General features: G+C 63.4%; 16 protein-coding genes and 1 pseudogene. All 17 read left to right on the top strand.

From position 1 onward, the window contains the following. Window positions 1-101 precede the first annotated feature (101 nt). The 17 genes and pseudogenes from C3F36_RS05195 (at window position 102) to C3F36_RS05115 (ending at window position 16026) form a co-directional block, all read left to right on the top strand. Window positions 102-1046, top strand: a complete 945-nt coding sequence (locus tag C3F36_RS05195) for a YbgA family protein (protein WP_010673317.1) — start codon at window positions 102-104, stop codon at window positions 1044-1046. Window positions 1047-1185: 139 nt separating this feature from the next. Continuing rightward, complete coding sequence (locus tag C3F36_RS05190) at window positions 1186-2073, top strand: MerR family transcriptional regulator (protein ID WP_104454627.1); 888 nt, start codon at window positions 1186-1188, stop codon at window positions 2071-2073. Further along, a complete protein-coding gene (gene phrB / locus C3F36_RS05185) occupies window positions 2070-3494 on the top strand; it encodes a deoxyribodipyrimidine photo-lyase (RefSeq protein ID WP_104454626.1) in 1425 nt (474 codons plus the stop codon). Before C3F36_RS05190 ends, phrB begins: the two co-directional genes overlap by 4 nt. Before the next feature lies 1 nt (window position 3495). After that, on the top strand, window positions 3496-3924 hold the full coding sequence (locus C3F36_RS05180) for a nuclear transport factor 2 family protein (protein ID WP_010673320.1): 429 nt from the start codon (window positions 3496-3498) through the stop codon (window positions 3922-3924). Further along, window positions 3921-4655 carry an SDR family NAD(P)-dependent oxidoreductase gene (locus C3F36_RS05175; protein ID WP_104454625.1) on the top strand — a complete coding sequence of 245 codons (735 nt, stop codon included), beginning with the start codon at window positions 3921-3923 and terminating at the stop codon, window positions 4653-4655. The genes C3F36_RS05180 and C3F36_RS05175 overlap by 4 nt, the downstream gene beginning before the upstream one ends. Beyond that, window positions 4652-5911, top strand: coding sequence for an NAD(P)/FAD-dependent oxidoreductase (locus C3F36_RS05170; RefSeq protein WP_104454624.1), 1260 nt, complete (start codon window positions 4652-4654; stop codon window positions 5909-5911). The genes C3F36_RS05175 and C3F36_RS05170 overlap by 4 nt, the downstream gene beginning before the upstream one ends. Beyond that, window positions 5908-6687 (top strand): DUF1365 domain-containing protein, encoded by a 780-nt coding sequence (locus C3F36_RS05165; protein ID WP_042017709.1) that lies wholly within the window; start codon window positions 5908-5910, stop codon window positions 6685-6687. Before C3F36_RS05170 ends, C3F36_RS05165 begins: the two co-directional genes overlap by 4 nt. Window positions 6688-6793: 106 nt before the next feature. Then, window positions 6794-8044: pseudogene (locus tag C3F36_RS05160) on the top strand (class I SAM-dependent methyltransferase); the annotation flags it as partial. 8 nt (window positions 8045-8052) lie between these two features. Further along, a complete protein-coding gene (locus C3F36_RS05155; protein WP_104454622.1) occupies window positions 8053-8532 on the top strand; it encodes a DUF2878 domain-containing protein in 480 nt (159 codons plus the stop codon). Then, window positions 8529-8747, top strand: coding sequence for a TIGR02450 family Trp-rich protein (locus C3F36_RS05150; protein ID WP_042880015.1), 219 nt, complete (start codon window positions 8529-8531; stop codon window positions 8745-8747). The genes C3F36_RS05155 and C3F36_RS05150 overlap by 4 nt, the downstream gene beginning before the upstream one ends. Next, window positions 8704-9246 carry a chalcone isomerase family protein gene (locus tag C3F36_RS05145; RefSeq protein WP_199769667.1) on the top strand — a complete coding sequence of 181 codons (543 nt, stop codon included), beginning with the start codon at window positions 8704-8706 and terminating at the stop codon, window positions 9244-9246. Before C3F36_RS05150 ends, C3F36_RS05145 begins: the two co-directional genes overlap by 44 nt. Before the next feature lie 11 nt (window positions 9247-9257). Next, complete coding sequence (locus C3F36_RS05140; protein ID WP_104454620.1) at window positions 9258-9800, top strand: DUF3833 domain-containing protein; 543 nt, start codon at window positions 9258-9260, stop codon at window positions 9798-9800. 129 nt (window positions 9801-9929) lie between these two features. After that, window positions 9930-10397, top strand: a complete 468-nt coding sequence (locus C3F36_RS05135) for a Dps family protein (protein WP_010673329.1) — start codon at window positions 9930-9932, stop codon at window positions 10395-10397. A 236-nt stretch (window positions 10398-10633) separates the two neighbouring features. Then, on the top strand, window positions 10634-12283 hold the full coding sequence (gene hcp, locus C3F36_RS05130) for a hydroxylamine reductase (RefSeq protein WP_104454619.1): 1650 nt from the start codon (window positions 10634-10636) through the stop codon (window positions 12281-12283). A 100-nt stretch (window positions 12284-12383) separates the two neighbouring features. Then, window positions 12384-13403: a hybrid-cluster NAD(P)-dependent oxidoreductase gene (locus tag C3F36_RS05125; protein ID WP_041211254.1), complete on the top strand. Its 1020-nt coding sequence runs from the start codon at window positions 12384-12386 to the stop codon at window positions 13401-13403. Window positions 13404-13488: 85 nt separating this feature from the next. Continuing rightward, window positions 13489-14514, top strand: a complete 1026-nt coding sequence (gene galE, locus C3F36_RS05120) for a UDP-glucose 4-epimerase GalE (protein WP_104454618.1) — start codon at window positions 13489-13491, stop codon at window positions 14512-14514. Window positions 14515-14688: 174 nt separating this feature from the next. Further along, window positions 14689-16026: an IS4-like element ISAeme15 family transposase gene (locus C3F36_RS05115; protein ID WP_041205620.1), complete on the top strand. Its 1338-nt coding sequence runs from the start codon at window positions 14689-14691 to the stop codon at window positions 16024-16026. Window positions 16027-16056: the final 30 nt, after the last annotated feature.

Genomic DNA, 16056 nt, shown 5'->3' with positions numbered 1-16056 from the left:
CCCGCCGCCCCCTGGCCGTATCAGTTCGCAATAGTTATACAGCTTCCAATTTTTTGTATAACTGCTATAACTTACTCAAGGCTTATACAAGGGGCTTCATCATGTACAAGATCAAGGTCGGTATCAGTGCCTGTCTGCTCGGCCAGGAAGTGCGCTTCGACGGGGGCCACAAACGATCCAGTTTCTGCGAACGGGATCTGGGCGCCCATTTCGACTATCACCCCGTCTGCCCCGAGATGGCCATTGGCCTGGGCGCACCCCGCGCCGCCATCCGGCTGGTGAAGCGCCAGGGCGAGGTGCGGGCCGAGGCAAGCAACGGCAGCTTCGACGTCACCGACAAGCTGATTGCCTTCAGCGAGCAGAAGGCACGACAGCTCGACTTCCTCTCCGGCTACATCCTCTGCGCCAAGTCCCCCAGCTGCGGCATGGAGCGGGTGCGTATCTATGGCGCCAACAACGAGGGGAGCGCCAAGGAGGGGGTCGGCCTCTTCGCCAAGGCGCTGATGGAGGCCAACCCCCTGCTGCCGGTGGAGGAAGATGGCCGCCTGTGCGACCCCATCCTGCGGGAGAACTTCGTCCTGCGGGTCTTTGCCTACCACGACTGGCAGCAGCTCTGCGCCCGAGGGATCACCGCTTCAGCCCTGATCCGCTTCCATTCACGTTACAAGTACCTGGTGCTCTCCCACGCCACCACCCACTACCGGGCGCTGGGGCGCCTGCTCGCCAACCTTGGCAAGGCCAACCTGCAGGAGGTGGCCGACAGCTACATCCAGGGGTTGATGGCGGCGCTGACCCTGCGGGCCAACCGCCGCAGCCACACCAATGTGCTGATGCACCTGCAGGGCTACTTCAAGCGGGTGCTGACCCCGGCCCAGAAGCAGGAGCTGTGCGACACCATCGACAAGTACCGCACCGGGGTCTTCCCGTTGCTGGTGCCCCTTACCCTGATCCGCCACTACCTGCGCGAGTACCCGAACCCCTATCTCGCCGAGCAGGTGTACCTCAATCCCCATCCCGACACGCTGAAATTGCGTTACGGGCTGTGAAGGTGTGGCTGGATTTGGCCGATCAGGCCTACCTCGACCTTCATCCCGACACGCTCAAGCTGCGCTACGGGCTCTGAACACCCTGTGCAGGCCCCGGCGGATCACCGGGGCCTCTTCCCAACGTCTGATGGACTCTCTCATGTCTGATGAATCACAAGCAGCCGCGCCTCTCCCCGACGAGGGCGTCTACCCCATTCGCGAGGTCTCCCGCCTCACCGGCGTCAACGCCGTCACCCTGCGCGCCTGGCAGCGCCGCTACGGGCTGGTGCAACCGGCCCGAACCGAGAAGGGCCATCGCCTCTACAGCGAGCAGGATATCCGCCAGATAGGCGAGATCCTGAGCTGGCTGGAGCGGGGAGTGAGCATAGGTCAGGTGAAGGGGCTGTTGAGCGAGCCCCAGAGTGCGCCAGTGAGCGATCACTGGCAGCAGACCCTGGAGCAGTTCAGCCAGGCGCTGCTTGCCTTCAACCAGCGCAAGGCGGAGGCCGAGCTTGGCGATCTGCTGGCGAGCTACCCCTTCGAGCTGGTGCGCAACCGGGTGCTGCAGCCCCTGGTGGAGCGGCTGCTGGGACTGTGGCGCGAGCGCCCCGATGGCGAGCTGCTGCAACAGGTGTGGCTCGGCTGGCTGCATACCCGCTTCGCCCGCCACCTCATCGAGCAGGAGAAGGGCGTCCCCGTCACCCTGGCAAGCTGGGGGCAGGTGGGGCCGCTGGATCTGGTCTGGGCTGCGTATGAGCTCATCGGTCAGGGATATGAGGTGCAACTGCTGGGGGCGGTGGAGCCCCGCCATGCCACCTTGCTGGAGGGGCGCGCCACACCCCCCTGGCTGATCCTGCTGGGGGCCGGGCTCGGCAAGCAGGACCAGGCCGCCGAATGGCCTGCGGGTACCCGCTTCTTTGGCGAGCTGGGACGCCTCTACGATGAGCCGTGGCGGCGTGCCCGCAACTGGCACGCCACCCTGGCAGAGGTCAATGCGACGCCCCGCACTGCCAAGGCGAAGGGCAAGGGCGGGAGAACACCGTCATGAGGCTGGTCTGGTTTCGCAACGATCTGCGTCTGGCCGACAACCCGGCCCTGCGCCACGCCTGCGCCGGAGATGAACCGGTCGCCGCACTCTTCATCGTCTCGCCGACCCAGTGGCAGGCGCACAAGCTGGCCCCGGTCCGCCAGCGTTTCATGCTGGCACAGGTGGATGCCATGGGCCGCGAGCTGGCGGCCCTCGGCATTCCGCTTCATCTGCTGCGGGTCGAGACCTTTGCCGAGGTGCCGACGGCGCTGACGGCGCTCTGCCGGGAGCTCGGGGTGAGCCAGCTCTACGCCAACCAGGCCATCGAGATTGACGAGCTGCGCCGCGACCACGCCGTCAGCGCCGCGCTGGGGGAGCAGGGCATGACCAGCCACTGGTTCAACGGCTGCTGCGTGCTGCCGCCCGGTCGGGTACTGACCGGGTCGGGGGAGATGTTCAAGGTCTTCACCCCCTTCAGCCGCGCCTGGCTCAAGGCTCTCGAGGAGGATGGCTTCGTCATTCACCGTGTCCCCGCACCACGCGGCGAGCCGTTGCCGTGGCTGCCCCTGGCCGAGCGGGAGTGGGTGGACGACGGGCTGGGGGATCTGACGCCGGACACCCGCTGGCCGGTGGGGGAGGCCGAGGCGAGCCGCCGGTTGCACGCTTTTCTGGATCAGGCGGTGCTCGATTACGGCGAGACCCGGGACTTTCCGGCGCTGGCGGGCACCTCCGTGCTCTCCCCCTATCTGGCGGCGGGCATCATCAGTGCTCGCCAGTGCGTGGGGGCGCTGCAGCAGCGTCTCGGCTACCGGCCCCAGTCGAAGGCCCAACCCGGTTTTGTCTGGCTCAACGAGCTCATCTGGCGCGAGTTCTACCGCCACTTGCTGGTGCTGATCCCGAGCCTCTCCATGAACCGCCCCTTCAAGCCGGAGACGGCGGCCCTGCCGTGGAGCTGGGATCCGGATGCCTTCGCCGCCTGGTGCGAGGGGCGCACCGGCTACCCCGTGGTCGATGCGGCCATGCGCTGCCTCAACGCCACCGGCTGGATGCACAACCGGCTGCGGATGATAGTGGCGAGCTTCCTCACCAAGGATCTCCACATCCACTGGCGGCTTGGGGAGGACTACTTCATGAGTCGGCTCATCGACGGGGATCTGGCGGCCAACAATGGCGGCTGGCAGTGGGCGGCGGGGACCGGGGCCGATGCGGCGCCCTATTTCCGGGTCTTCAACCCCACCACCCAGGGGCAACGATTTGATCCACAAGGGGAGTTCATTCGTACCTGGGTCACTGAGCTGGCGGATGTGCCTGCTGCCTATCTCCACGAGCCCCACGACTGGTTGCGGCTCAAGGGGCGGCAGGATTATCCGGCCCCCATGGTGGATCATGCCGTTGCACGGGTGAGGGCCATCGAGATGTTCCGCGAACTGGAGAAAAACTAGCATGAATGACGCGCTGGCCCGCTTTGTCATCCTCTACCTGCAACTGGACAAGCATCAGTTGCACCGCTTGCCGGAGGTCTATGCCGATGAGGTGCTCTTCATCGATCCTGCGCACCGGATAGAGGGGCTGGCCGCGCTCACCCGCTACTTTTCCTCCCTTTATGAGCGCCTTGCCCAGTGCAGTTTCGAGATAACGAGTCAGCAGCAGTCGGGCAACGAAGCCTGGCTCGCCTGGGTCATGACCTTCTCCCACCCCAGGATTGCCGGTGGCCGGGCCGTCAGGGTGGAGGGGGCCACCCGGCTGACGTTCGACTCCTGGGGCAAGGTGTGCCTGCACCGGGACTACTTCGATCTCGGGGCCATGCTCTACGAGCAGTTGCCACTGCTGGGGCCCGTGGTACGGGCCATCAAGGGGAGGCTGGGGACATGAGCGGCCGGGTGCTGATCACCGGGGCCACCTCGGGCATCGGCCGCCAGCTGGCGCTGGATTATCGGCGCGCCGGCTGGCAGGTGTGGGGTTGTGGCCGGGACGAGGCGCGCTTGCAGGTACTGACCGACCTGGGGATCACCCCTTTGCGATTCGATGCGCGCGACAGCGCCGCCATGGCCGGGGTGGCCGCAAGCCTGCCCGCCCTCGACCTGCTCATTCTCAATGCGGGCAACTGTGAATACATGGATCCGGCAGAAGGCTTTGACGGCGCCCTGTTTGCCCGGGTCATCGAGACCAACCTCATCGCCACCGGCAACGCCCTGGCCGCCTTGCTGCCGCGGTTGGGGGCGGGTGGACGGCTTGCCATCGTCAGCTCCTCGGTGAGCTGGCTGCCCCTGCCACGGGCGGAGGCCTATGGCGCCTCCAAGGCGGCCCTCGATTATCTGGCGGATACGTTGCGCCTGGATCTGGCCAGCAAGGGCATCGGGGTGACCCTGATCCGCCCCGGCTTCGTGCAGACGCCGCTCACCGACAAGAATGATTTTCCCATGCCCTGCCTGGTGACGGTGGAGCAGGCTGCCCGCGCCATCATGACGGGGCTCGCCGCCGGTCGCCACCAGATCCACTTCCCCCGCCGCTTCACCTGGTTGCTGCGCCTGCTGGGGGCTTTGCCGACAGGGCTCTGGCTGCGCCTTGGCCGCACACTCGTTTCGAAAGGACGCCCTTCATGAAGAAAAAGATCGCCATCGTCGGCTCAGGTATCTCGGGACTCACCGCCGGCTTCCTGCTCCACAAACTCCATGACATTACCCTGTTCGAGGCGGCGTCGACCCTGGGGGGCCACACCGCCACCGTCGACGTGGAGCTGGGCGGGCGCAGCCATGCCATCGACACCGGCTTCATCGTCTTCAATGACCGCACCTACCCCCACTTCCTGAAGTTGCTTGAGCGGATCGGGGTCGGGCGGCAACCGGCCGAGATGAGCTTCTCGGTCAGAAGCCCCGAGGGGCTGGAGTACAACGGCCACAACCTCGACACCCTGTTCGCCCAGCGCAGCAACCTGCTGAGCCCGCGCTTCTACCGCTTCGTCGCCGAGATCCTGCGCTTCAACCGGGAGGCGCGGGCCTGGCTGGCCGCGCATCGCCAGCGGGAGCTGACCCCCGAGCTGACCCTGGGGGACTTCCTGCTGGCGGGGAAATTCAGCGACTATTTCGCCCGCCACTACATCCTGCCCATGGGGGCGGCCATCTGGTCCTCCACCCTGGCGGACATGCGTGCCTTCCCCTTGAGCTTCTTTCTGCGGTTTTTCGCCAACCACGGGCTGCTGGAGGTGGCGAACCGACCTCAGTGGTATGTGATCCCGGGTGGCTCGCGAGAGTACATAGAGCCGCTCACGGCGGGCTGGCAGTCGCGCATCCGCCTCGCTACCCCGGTGGAGGCGGTGCGCCGGGTGGCGGATGGCGTCGTGGTCACCAGCCAGGGGCAGGAGGCCCATTTTGACGAGGTGATCTTCGCCTGTCACAGCGATCAGGCCCTGGCCCTGCTGGTGGATGCGAGCGAGGGAGAGAGGGCCATCCTCGGGAACATGCCCTACCAGGCCAACGACGTCTGGCTGCACACCGACGCCTCCTGCCTGCCGATGCGCCGCAAGGCGTGGGCGAGCTGGAACTACCAGCTCGGTGAGGATGACGGGGCGCGCCCCCTGGTGAGCTACAACATGAACATCCTGCAGGGGGTGAGCTCCCCCGCGCCCTTCTGCGTCAGCCTCAACCCCCGTGGACGGGTGGACGAGAGCAAGGTGTTGCGCCGTTTCGTCTATCATCATCCGGTATTCAATCAGGGCTCCATCGCCGCCCAGCAGCGACGGGGCGAGATCTGTGGCCATCAGCATACCCACTTCTGCGGGGCTTACTGGTACAACGGTTTTCACGAGGACGGGGTGCGCAGCGCCCTGGACGTGGCCAGACGCTTCGGGGCCGAGCTATGAGCGGCGCCGCGGCCTTGACGCAGGGGGACGAGGGAATGGGGGAGGGGATCAGCGCCATCTGGCAAGGCTCGGTGCGCCATCGCCGCTTCGCCCCCAGGGCCCATGCTTTTTCATACAGCCTCTTCATGCTGGGGCTGGATCTGGACGAACTGCCCGGGCTTGAGCAGGGGCGCTGGTTTGCCGTGGAGCGGGCCGGACTGCTCTCGTTTCGCCGCGAGGACTATCTGCGGGGCAGCGAAGGGCCCCTCAAGCAGGCGGTCTGGGACAAGGTGGCGGCTCTTGGGGGGGATGCGGAGCCCGGCGGGCGGGTGCTGCTCCTTGGCAACGTGCGCTGCCTCGGGTTTTATTTCAGCCCGGTTAATTTCTATTTCTGCGATCGGGCGGGGGAGACCCGCTACCTGCTGGCGGAGGTCTCCAATACCCCCTGGAACGAGCGCCACTACTACCTGCTGGATCTGGCGGCGCTCTCCCCCCATGACAAGGATTTTCATGTCTCCCCCTTCATGGGACTGGGGATGCGCTACCACTGGCGCATCCGGGCGCCGAAAGAGGAGGCGCTGATCCATATCGAGAGCCACCCCGTATCCGGTGAGAGCAAGCTGTTTGACGCCACCCTGGCCCTGCGCCGCGCGCCGCTGTCGCGCAAGGGGCTGGCGGCGCTGCTGGCTCGCTGGCCCTGGATGACCCTGAAGGTGCTGCTCGGGATCTACTGGCAGGCCCTGCGCCTTTTTATCAAACGCACCCCCGTCTTCACCCATCCGGAGAGCCGCCCATGACGCCGACACACCCGTTTAATTCCGCTTCCTGGTGTTGTCAGCAGCCCATGGTGCGGGTTCATCCCAACCGAACGACCTCACTCTTGACCCATTCGGAGAGCCGCTAATGGAACTTGCTCAATCAACCCTCTCTGCCTCTTTCATCGACAAGGGGGCCAAGCAACTGCTGCTCAAATTGCTGGCGCGCCTTGAGCAGGGTCAACTGGTGCTTCACGACGGCAGCGAGTGCCACCGCTTCGGCAAGGCGGGCAGCGACCTGCATGCCGAGCTGGTGGTGCAGGATCCGGCGTTTTATCGCCGCCTGCTGCTGGGGGGCAGCATCGCCGCAGGAGAGACCTGGGTGGAGGGTCTCTGGACCAGCCCGGAGCCGGTGGCACTGGTGCGCCTGCTGGCCCGCAATCTGCCGCTGCTCGACGCCCTGGAACGGCGCCTCGGCTGGCTCAGCTTCCCGTTCAACAAGGTGCGCCACTGGTTCAATCGCAATACCCTGACCGGTTCGCGTGCCAACATCGCCGCCCACTATGACCTTGGCAACACCCTCTATCAGGGCTTTCTCGACGATCACATGCAGTATTCGAGCGCCATCTATCCCCACCCGGATGCCACCCTGGAGGAGGGGCAGCAGGCCAAGCTGCGCACCATCTGCGAGCGGCTTGAGCTTGGGCCGGACGACCACCTGCTGGAGATAGGCACCGGCTGGGGCGGTCTCGCCGTCTATGCGGCCCGTCACTACGGCTGCCGGGTCACCACCACGACCATCTCCCGGGCCCAGCACGACTATGCCAAGGCGTGGATCGAGCGGGAGGGGCTGGGGGATCGCATCACCTTGCTGCTGGAGGATTACCGCAAGCTGGAGGGACGCTATGACAAGCTGGTCTCCATCGAGATGATCGAGGCGGTGGGGCACGCCTTCCTGCCCGACTATTTCCGTCAGTTGTCGCGCCTGCTCAAGCCCGGCGGACGCCTGCTGATCCAGGCCATCACCATCGCCGATCAGCGCCACGCCCAGTATCTGCGCGGGGTGGACTTCATCCAGCGCTACATCTTCCCGGGAGGCTGCCTGCCCTGCGTCTCCCAGATGGCGGGTCTGCTGGCGCGGGAGACCGACATGCAGCTGGTACGGCTGCACGATCACGGCCACCACTATGCCCGTACCCTGGCCCACTGGTGCGAACGCTTCCTGGCGCTGGCCCCAGAGCTGCCCAAGCTCGGTTACAGCCAGGATTTCATCCGGCTCTGGCACTTCTATTTCGCCTACTGTGAAGGGGGATTCTGGGAGCGGGCCATCAGCCTGGTGCAACTGGAGGCCGCCAAGCCGGGGCCCCATGGCTGGTCCGGGGACTTGCCGGCACACGGTCGCTTATCATGTGGCAGTGGGCCCACCTGCTGGGATTCAACCTCTACTGGTTGCTGGCGGTGAGATGGCAGCAACCGGGCCCGCTGCTCGGGATGCTGCTGCTCCATTTCATCTTCTCCCCCCGCCGCGGGCAGGACTGGCGCCTCATCCCGGTCGCCCTGGCAGGCTGCCTGCTCGACATCCTGCTCTGGCGCCTCGGCCTGTTTCACTTTCCGTCCGGTTTTCCGCTCTGGCTGTTGCTGCTCTGGTGCGGTTTCGCCCTGACCCTCTCCCACGGCCTTCCCTGGCTTCGCCTCTTGCCGCGCTGGCAACAGGGGCTGTTCGGCATGGTGGGGGGGGGCTCCTCCTATATGGCGGGGGCCGCCATGGGGGCAGTAAACTTACCCTGGGGCATCTGGACAAGCGCAGTGCTGCTGGCGGTGATCTGGATGTGGTGGTTACCCGTACTCCTGTGGGTAACGGTCAAGCTGGAGGGTGAGACGAGATGAACACCTTTTCGACCGACACCTTGTTGTTTTCCAAGTGGACCAGGGATGGCCAGTGCGAGCTGGCCGATCGTTTCTACCTGGTGGTGGCCTGCCAGCGCGATGCCCAGGGGCATCTGGCGAGCGTGGTGATGCAGGATATCAACACCCTGCAGGAACAGGAGATGGACTGGCATGAACTGGAGGATCCCGCCCGTTGGCACATGGGGTGGAACTAGCCTGCTGCTGGCGGCCTTGAGCCTGCCACTGCTTGCGACCGCCCAGAGTGTTGCCGCCCCCTGGCAGGGGCTGCGAACCGTGGGACAGGGGGAGATGCGCTGGCTCTGGTTCAAGCTCTATGACGCCACCCTCTACAGCGAGAGCGGCCGCTATCAGCCGGGGCGCTACCCGCAGGCCCTCAGCATTACCTACGCGAGGGCCATCGAGCGCCAGGATTTGCTGGAGGCGACCGCCGCCGAGTGGCAGCGACTCGGCCTTGGCAGCGAGAGTGAGCGCCAACGCTGGCTGGCTCGACTGGCCACGCTCTGGCCGGATGTCGCCCCCGGCGACAAGCTGGTTTTTTATGTGGACGAGCAAGGCACGGGCCACTTCTGGTTGCGAGATCGCCTCCTTGGCTCTCTCTATGATCCCGCCTTCGCCCCCGCGTTTCTTGCTATCTGGCTGACTGACGACAGCCGGGATCCCGCTCTGACCCGCCGCCTGCGCGGCCAATCCTGATGGAGTATTCCATGAAGTTCTCTTCTTGGTGGCGTCTTGCCTGGTTGCTGCCCCTGCTGTGGCTCTCTGGTTGCGGCGCGGGTCTTGACGATTATCGCGGCTCCCGGCCGGGTTGGGATCTCGCCCGTTTCTTCAATGGCAAGCTGGTGGCCCATGGCCTGGTGACGGACCGCAGCGGCGAAGTGACCAGTCGCTTTCGGGTCGAGATGCAGGGGCACTGGCGAGAGGGCAAGGGGGAGCTGTTCGAGCAGTTCTACTTCGATGATGGTCGTCGGCAGACCCGCACCTGGTTTTTGAGCAAGGGGGCGGATGGCCACTGGCGCGGCACGGCTTCAGACGTGGTGGGGGAGACGGTAGGCAAGACAGAGGGCTTTGCCCTCAACTGGCGTTATCAACTCGATCTGGCTCTGCCGGATGAGAGCGTGGTGAGGGTGAGCTTCGATGACTGGATGTATCTGCTGGACGACGATCGCCTGATCAACCGTGCGAAGATCAGCAAGTTCGGCATTTACCTCGGCGAGGTGATCCTCTATATCGAACGGCTTGAGCAATGAAAGCCGGTGCATTTTTGCCGACGATAGCCATTGGCTATGGATCGGCAAGGCACAGACGATTGTCCTTTGAGTCTGCTTCTGGATAAGCTGACTCCGTTCCCGATAATGCTTACCACCTGGAGGTGAATCATGAAGAGCCCCATTGGTCTTGATACCGTTCAATCACAAGCTCTGGCCGCCGAGCTCAACAAGCTGCTGGCCAGCTACCAGATCCTCTACATGAACGTCCGTGGCTTCCACTGGAACATCCGCGGCAACCAGTTCTTCGAGCTGCACCTGAAATTCGAAGAGATCTACAACGACCTGCTGCTGAAAGTCGATGCCCTGGCCGAACGCATTCTGACCCTGGATGGGGTGCCCCTGCACAGTTTCAGCGACTACATCCAGGTGTCCGCCATCCCCGAGCAGAAGGGGCTGCATGACGGTCGTGCCTGCGTGGAATCCCTGCTAGCGAGCTTCCGCGAACTGCTGGTTGCCCAGCGCCGCATCCTGGGTCAGGCCGCCGATGCCGGTGATGAAGGGACTGCGTCCATCCTCTCCGACTATGTGCAGCAGCAGGAGAAACTGGTCTGGATGCTGCGCGCCTATCTGGCCTGATGAACCTGGGGCCGGCTGCCCATGCTCCGGCCCGTATCATTGCCCCTGTTGTTGCAAACCCGAGTTGTCTCTCCTTGATTTCCCACCCGCTTGCCGCCCGATTTGGGCGGCTTTTTTCTATTTGATCTGCATCAATGAAATGTTAATTGGTAAATTGAATGCCTATTAAGTTTTCCAGGAGGGGAATAGAATCGCCACAAAACAGATAACTGAAATGTCCAATTAGGAGAGACATGATGTTTTGTGTGCAATGTGAACAGACTATTCGTACCCCGGCAGGCAACGGCTGCGCCTATGCACAAGGCATGTGCGGCAAGACGGCTGAAACTTCTGATCTGCAGGATGTGCTGATCTATACCCTGCAAGGGCTCAGCGCCTGGGCCCAGGCGGCCCGCGAGCACGGCATCGTCGACAGCGAAATAGACGCTTTCGTGCCCAAGGCGTTCTTTGCCACCCTCACCAACGTCAACTTCGACTCCGTTCGCATCGTCGCCTACGTCAACCAGGCGCTGGCCTATCGCCAGCAACTGGCCGCCAAGCTGGCACCGCTGGCGGTGCAGGCCGATGCACTGCCCGCTGCCGCCCGTTTCGAGCCGGGTGCCGATCTGCTGGCCCAGCTTGCCCAGGCGCCGCAGACCGCGGTCAACCGGGGCAAGAACGAGGTCAACGAAGACATCATGGGGCTGCGCCTGCTCTGCCTCTATGGCCTCAAGGGTGCCGCCGCCTACATGGAACACGCCCGGGTGCTGGATCAGCAGGATGCCGGGGTCGCCGCCGAATTCCATCGCATCATGAGCTGGCTCGGCACGGATCCCTGCGATCTGGATCCCCTGTTCAAGTGCGCCATGGATATTGGCCTGCTGAACTTCAAGATCATGGAGATGCTGGATCTCGGTGAAACCACCGCCTTCGGCCACCCCGAGCCGACCCAGGTACGCGTCACTCCGGTACCGGGCAAGTGCATCCTGGTCTCCGGCCACGACATGGTGGATCTCAAGCTCATCCTGGAGCAGACCAGGGGCACTGGCATCAACGTCTACACCCACGGCGAGATGCTGCCGGCCCTGGCCTACCCCTTCTTCAAGCAGTACCCGCACCTGGTGGGCAACTACGGCTCCGCCTGGCAGAACCAGCAGAAGGAGTTTGCCAACTTCCCGGGCGCCGTGGTGATGACCTCCAACTGCATCATCGACCCGAACGTGGGCAACTACAGCGATCGCATCTTCACCCGCTCCATCGTCGGCTGGCCCGGTGTGACCCACCTGGAAGGGGAAGATTTCTCCGCCGTTATCGCCAAGGCACAAGCGCTGGAAGGCTTCAAGCACGTTGAGCTCGAGCACTTCATCACCATCGGTTTTGCCCGCAACGCCCTGATGCAGGCCGCTCCCGCAGTGATCGACAAGGTCAAGGCTGGCGAAATCAGCCACTTCTTCCTGGTGGGGGGATGTGACGGCGACCGTGCCGAGCGCGCCTACTACACCGAGTTTGCCAAGGCGATCCCGCAGGACAGCCTGCTGCTGACCCTGGGCTGCGGCAAGTACAAGTTCAACAAGCTCGATTTCGGCGACATCGGTGGCATTCCCCGTCTGCTGGACGTGGGTCAGTGCAACGATGCCTACTCTGCCATCCAGCTGGCCCTGGCGCTCGCCGACGCGTTCGAGTGCGGCGTCAACGATCTGCCCCTGACCCTGGTGCTCTCCTGGTTCGAGCAAAAAGCCATCGTCATTTTGCTCACCCTGCTTGCACTCGGCGTGAAGGACATCCGCACCGGCCCGACCGCCCCGGCCTTCCTCACCCCGGCCCTGCTCAAGGTGCTGGAGGAGCAGTTCGGCCTGAAAGGAACCACCACGGCAGACGCGGATCTCGCCGAGATCCTGGCGGCCTGAGCAAAGATACAGCCTTACACGCTCAGCATGTTGTAAGCCTTTGGCGAGCCTGATGGCTCGCCTTTTTTCAACGCTATTTCCGAGCAAGAGGAGCCTTGCGATGACCTCCACCTCTTTGAGCCTGCGCTGTATAGCCCGCCGGGCAGAGACCCACGACGTGGCGAGCTGGCAATTTGAACCCCTGGCTGGCGACCTGCCCTCCGTGCTGGCCGGCCAGTGCGTCACCCTGCACACGATGATTGACGGCCAGCCTCACTGCCGCGCCTACACCCTCTCCTCCAGCCCGCAGGATCCTTTCTGGCAGGTCACCATCAAGGATGTGGGGCTGGTCTCTCACCATCTGCACCAGAGCCTGCAAGTGGGGGACGAGATCCGGGTAGACGGCCCCTTCGGCGACTTCCACCTGACTGCTTTGCCCTGCGAGCGGCCGCTGCTGCTCAGCGCCGGCTCCGGCATCACCCCCATGTGGGCCATGCTGCGGGACGAGCTCGCCAAGCGGCCGGACGCCGATATCCGCTTTATTCACAGCGCCAGAACCCCCGGGGATGTGATCTTCGCGAGAGAACTGGCTTCATTGGCCGAGGCTCATGCCGGTGTGCGCCATGCTTTAGTGCTGGAGAAAGTAGGGGAAGAGGCGCCAACGGCTCATCCCTGGGTTGGCCGGCTCACACCGGGGATGCTCAAGGAACTGGCGCCGGATCTCTTGAGCCGCCATGTCTATCTGTGTGGCCCAGCCCCCTACATGACCGCCGTCTGCACCATGCTGGCGGAGCTGGGACTGCCGGCAGCACAGTTGCACCAGGAGTCATTCGGTCTGCCTGCTGTTACATCGGGCGCGGCGCCAGTTGCGGCCGATAGCGACCACTTCTGGCTGACACTGAAAAAGAGCGGCAAGAAAGTGAAGATACTGCCTGGCCAGACCCTGCTGGCGGCACTGGAGGGGGCGGGGGAGACCATGATGGCCGCTTGCCGCGCCGGGGTGTGCGGCGCCTGTCGCTGCACCACGGAAGGCGAAATCGAGCGCCAGAGCGTGATGACCCTGAGCGCGCAAGATCTCGAGAACGGGGTGGCGCTGGCCTGTTCCTGCACCGCCAGAGGGGATGTGAGCCTGGAGTATTGACGGGCGTCATTGGTATCCCGAGCTTTTCCCGGGCGGGTCGTGCGGGTAGACTCAACCCCAGTTTCAGCAAAGTACGGGATAAAAAATGACAATTCTGGTGACGGGGGGAGCCGGTTACATCGGTTCCCACACCCTGGTCGAGCTGCTTGGTACCGGGCAGCAGGTCGTAGTACTGGACAACCTCTCCAACGCCTCCCCCGAATCGCTCAAACGGGTCGAGAGGATCACCGGCAAGCCGGTCACCTTCGTGGAAGGGGACATTCTGGACAGAGCCTGCCTGCAGCGGCTGTTTGCCGAACACAAAATAGCATCCGTGATCCACTTCGCCGGCCTCAAGGCGGTGGGTGAATCCGGCCAGATCCCGCTCACCTACTATCAGAACAACGTGACCGGCACCCTGGTGCTGTGCGAAGAGATGGCCAGGGCCGGCGTGTTCCGGCTGGTGTTCAGCTCCTCGGCCACCGTCTATGGGGATCCGGCCTCGGTACCGCTGCGGGAAGATTTCCCCACCAGCGCCACCAACCCCTATGGCCGCTCCAAGCTGATGGTCGAAGAGATCCTGCGTGACCTCTCCAAATCCGATCCTCGCTGGGCCATCGTGCTGCTGCGCTACTTCAACCCGGTGGGGGCTCATGAGAGCGGCCTCATCGGTGAAGATCCCAACGGCATCCCCAACAACCTGCTGCCTTACATCAGTCAGGTCGGCGTGGGCAAGCTCAAGGAGCTGGGGGTCTTTGGCAACGACTATCCGACCCCGGACGGCACCGGGGTGCGCGACTATATCCACGTGGTGGATCTCGCCATCGGTCACCTCAAAGCGTTGGCCCGCATCAAGAGTGATACCGGCGTCTTCACCTATAACCTCGGCACCGGTCAGGGCTATTCCGTGCTGGAGATGGTCAAGGCGTTCGAGGCAGCCAGTGGCCGTGCCATTCCCTACCAGATCAAGCCCCGTCGCCCCGGCGACATCGCCGAGTGCTGGGCTGAACCGGCTCTGGCCCGTGATGAGCTGGGCTGGCAGGCCGAGCGGGGGCTGGAGCAGATGATGATCGATACCTGGCGCTGGCAAAGCCAGAACCCGAACGGTTATGGCCCTGCTGCGAAGCCGTGATCAAGGGTCATGCGCTGCTCTTCGCCTTGCTGACAGCTTCTCGCGACCTGATGGTTTGCAGCCTGAATAGCAAAACGCCCCGGCATGCCGGGCAATGCTGATCAGTTAAGGATCCATTGACCGATCCTTCTGCTGTAGGACAATCCGGAACCAATCACTAGTTCCGGATTTTTTATGTCTATTGCAAACGATCTGAACGATGTTGTTGAGGCATCTGGCGACATGCTGGCTCGGCTGGCCATTTTTGCCGACCATATTCCCGACGAATGGATTACTGCCGCTGCCGCCTTGTCTGAAAAGGCCACTATCCGCCGACGCCGCTTACCTTCTGATATGGTCTTGTGGCTCGTCGTGGGGATGGCCTTTTTCCGCAATGAGCCCATCTCCGAGGTCGCTCGGCGCCTCAACATCTGTGCAGAAGGGTTGGCCAATGATGCCTTGCTCGCGGACAGTGCCCTGTCTCAGGCCCGTCAGCGACTCGGCAAACAGCCGCTCGAGTGGCTGTTCAAACAGTGCGCCGATGTGTGGGGGCGGGAACGTTATCCTGAAGACCATTGGCACGGTTTACAGGTCTTTGCCATCGATGGGGCCCTGTTCCGAACCCAGGATATGCCTGAACTCAGAGCACATTTCGGCTCGGGTAACACCTCAACCAACCGGCAGACACCCTACCCGATGCTGCGGTTGGTCACGCTCATGAATGTCCGCTCGCATGTCATTGCCAACGCGGCCATCAGCCCGTACCGCAAAGGGGAAATCCCCCTGGCCAGCGAGTTCATTCACTCATTGCCGGACAAGTCAGTGACCCTGCTGGATAAAGGCTTCTTCGGTGCCGACCTGTTGCTGCGTATTCAGGCCGAAGACACCGACCGTCACTGGCTCATCCCGGAACGCAAGGGGCTGGTATACACGGAACTTGAGCGCTATGGCGACGGTGACCGTCTGTTGCAAATGACGGTCTCGCCTCAGGCTAGCAAGAAAAACCCGGCGTTGCCGACACACTGGCAAGTTCGCGCAGTGACCTATGAGGTGGCAGGCAAGGAGAAAACGGTCTTTACCTCCCTGCCCGTGGCGCGATTCAGTGCAGCTCAGGTGGCGACCCTGTACCACGAGCGCTGGGAAATCGAGCTGGGATACCGGGATATCAAAAGCGCGATGCAGCACAACGCCATCACGCTGAGAAGCAAGAAAGTGGACTTGGTCTATCAGGAGCTGTGGGGATTGCTGCTTGGATACAATCTGGTCAGGCGGGAGGCCAGCCAGGCCGCCGTAGCCCATCAGCGAGCGCCCAATGAGGTGAGCTTTAAGTTTGCCTGTCAGTTCATCGCGAACCAGATGGCAGTGATGGCGGGCGCGTTATCGCCAGCCCATACGCCACGGAGGTTGGCGGAGTTGCGGGGCTGCATAGGCGTCATGTTCATAGAAAAACGCCCCAGGCCATCGAGACCCAGGGCGGTGAAGATATCAAAGACCCGTTTTCCGGTAAATCGCAATGCGGCTCCGCTTAAGTGAACAGCATTGCGGCATGCCGGGGCGTTTTTT

Source organism: Aeromonas sp. ASNIH2 (assembly GCF_002934795.1).
GTDB classification, from domain to species: domain Bacteria; phylum Pseudomonadota; class Gammaproteobacteria; order Enterobacterales; family Aeromonadaceae; genus Aeromonas; species Aeromonas caviae.
This window is presented reverse-complemented; position numbering and strand designations above follow the sequence as displayed.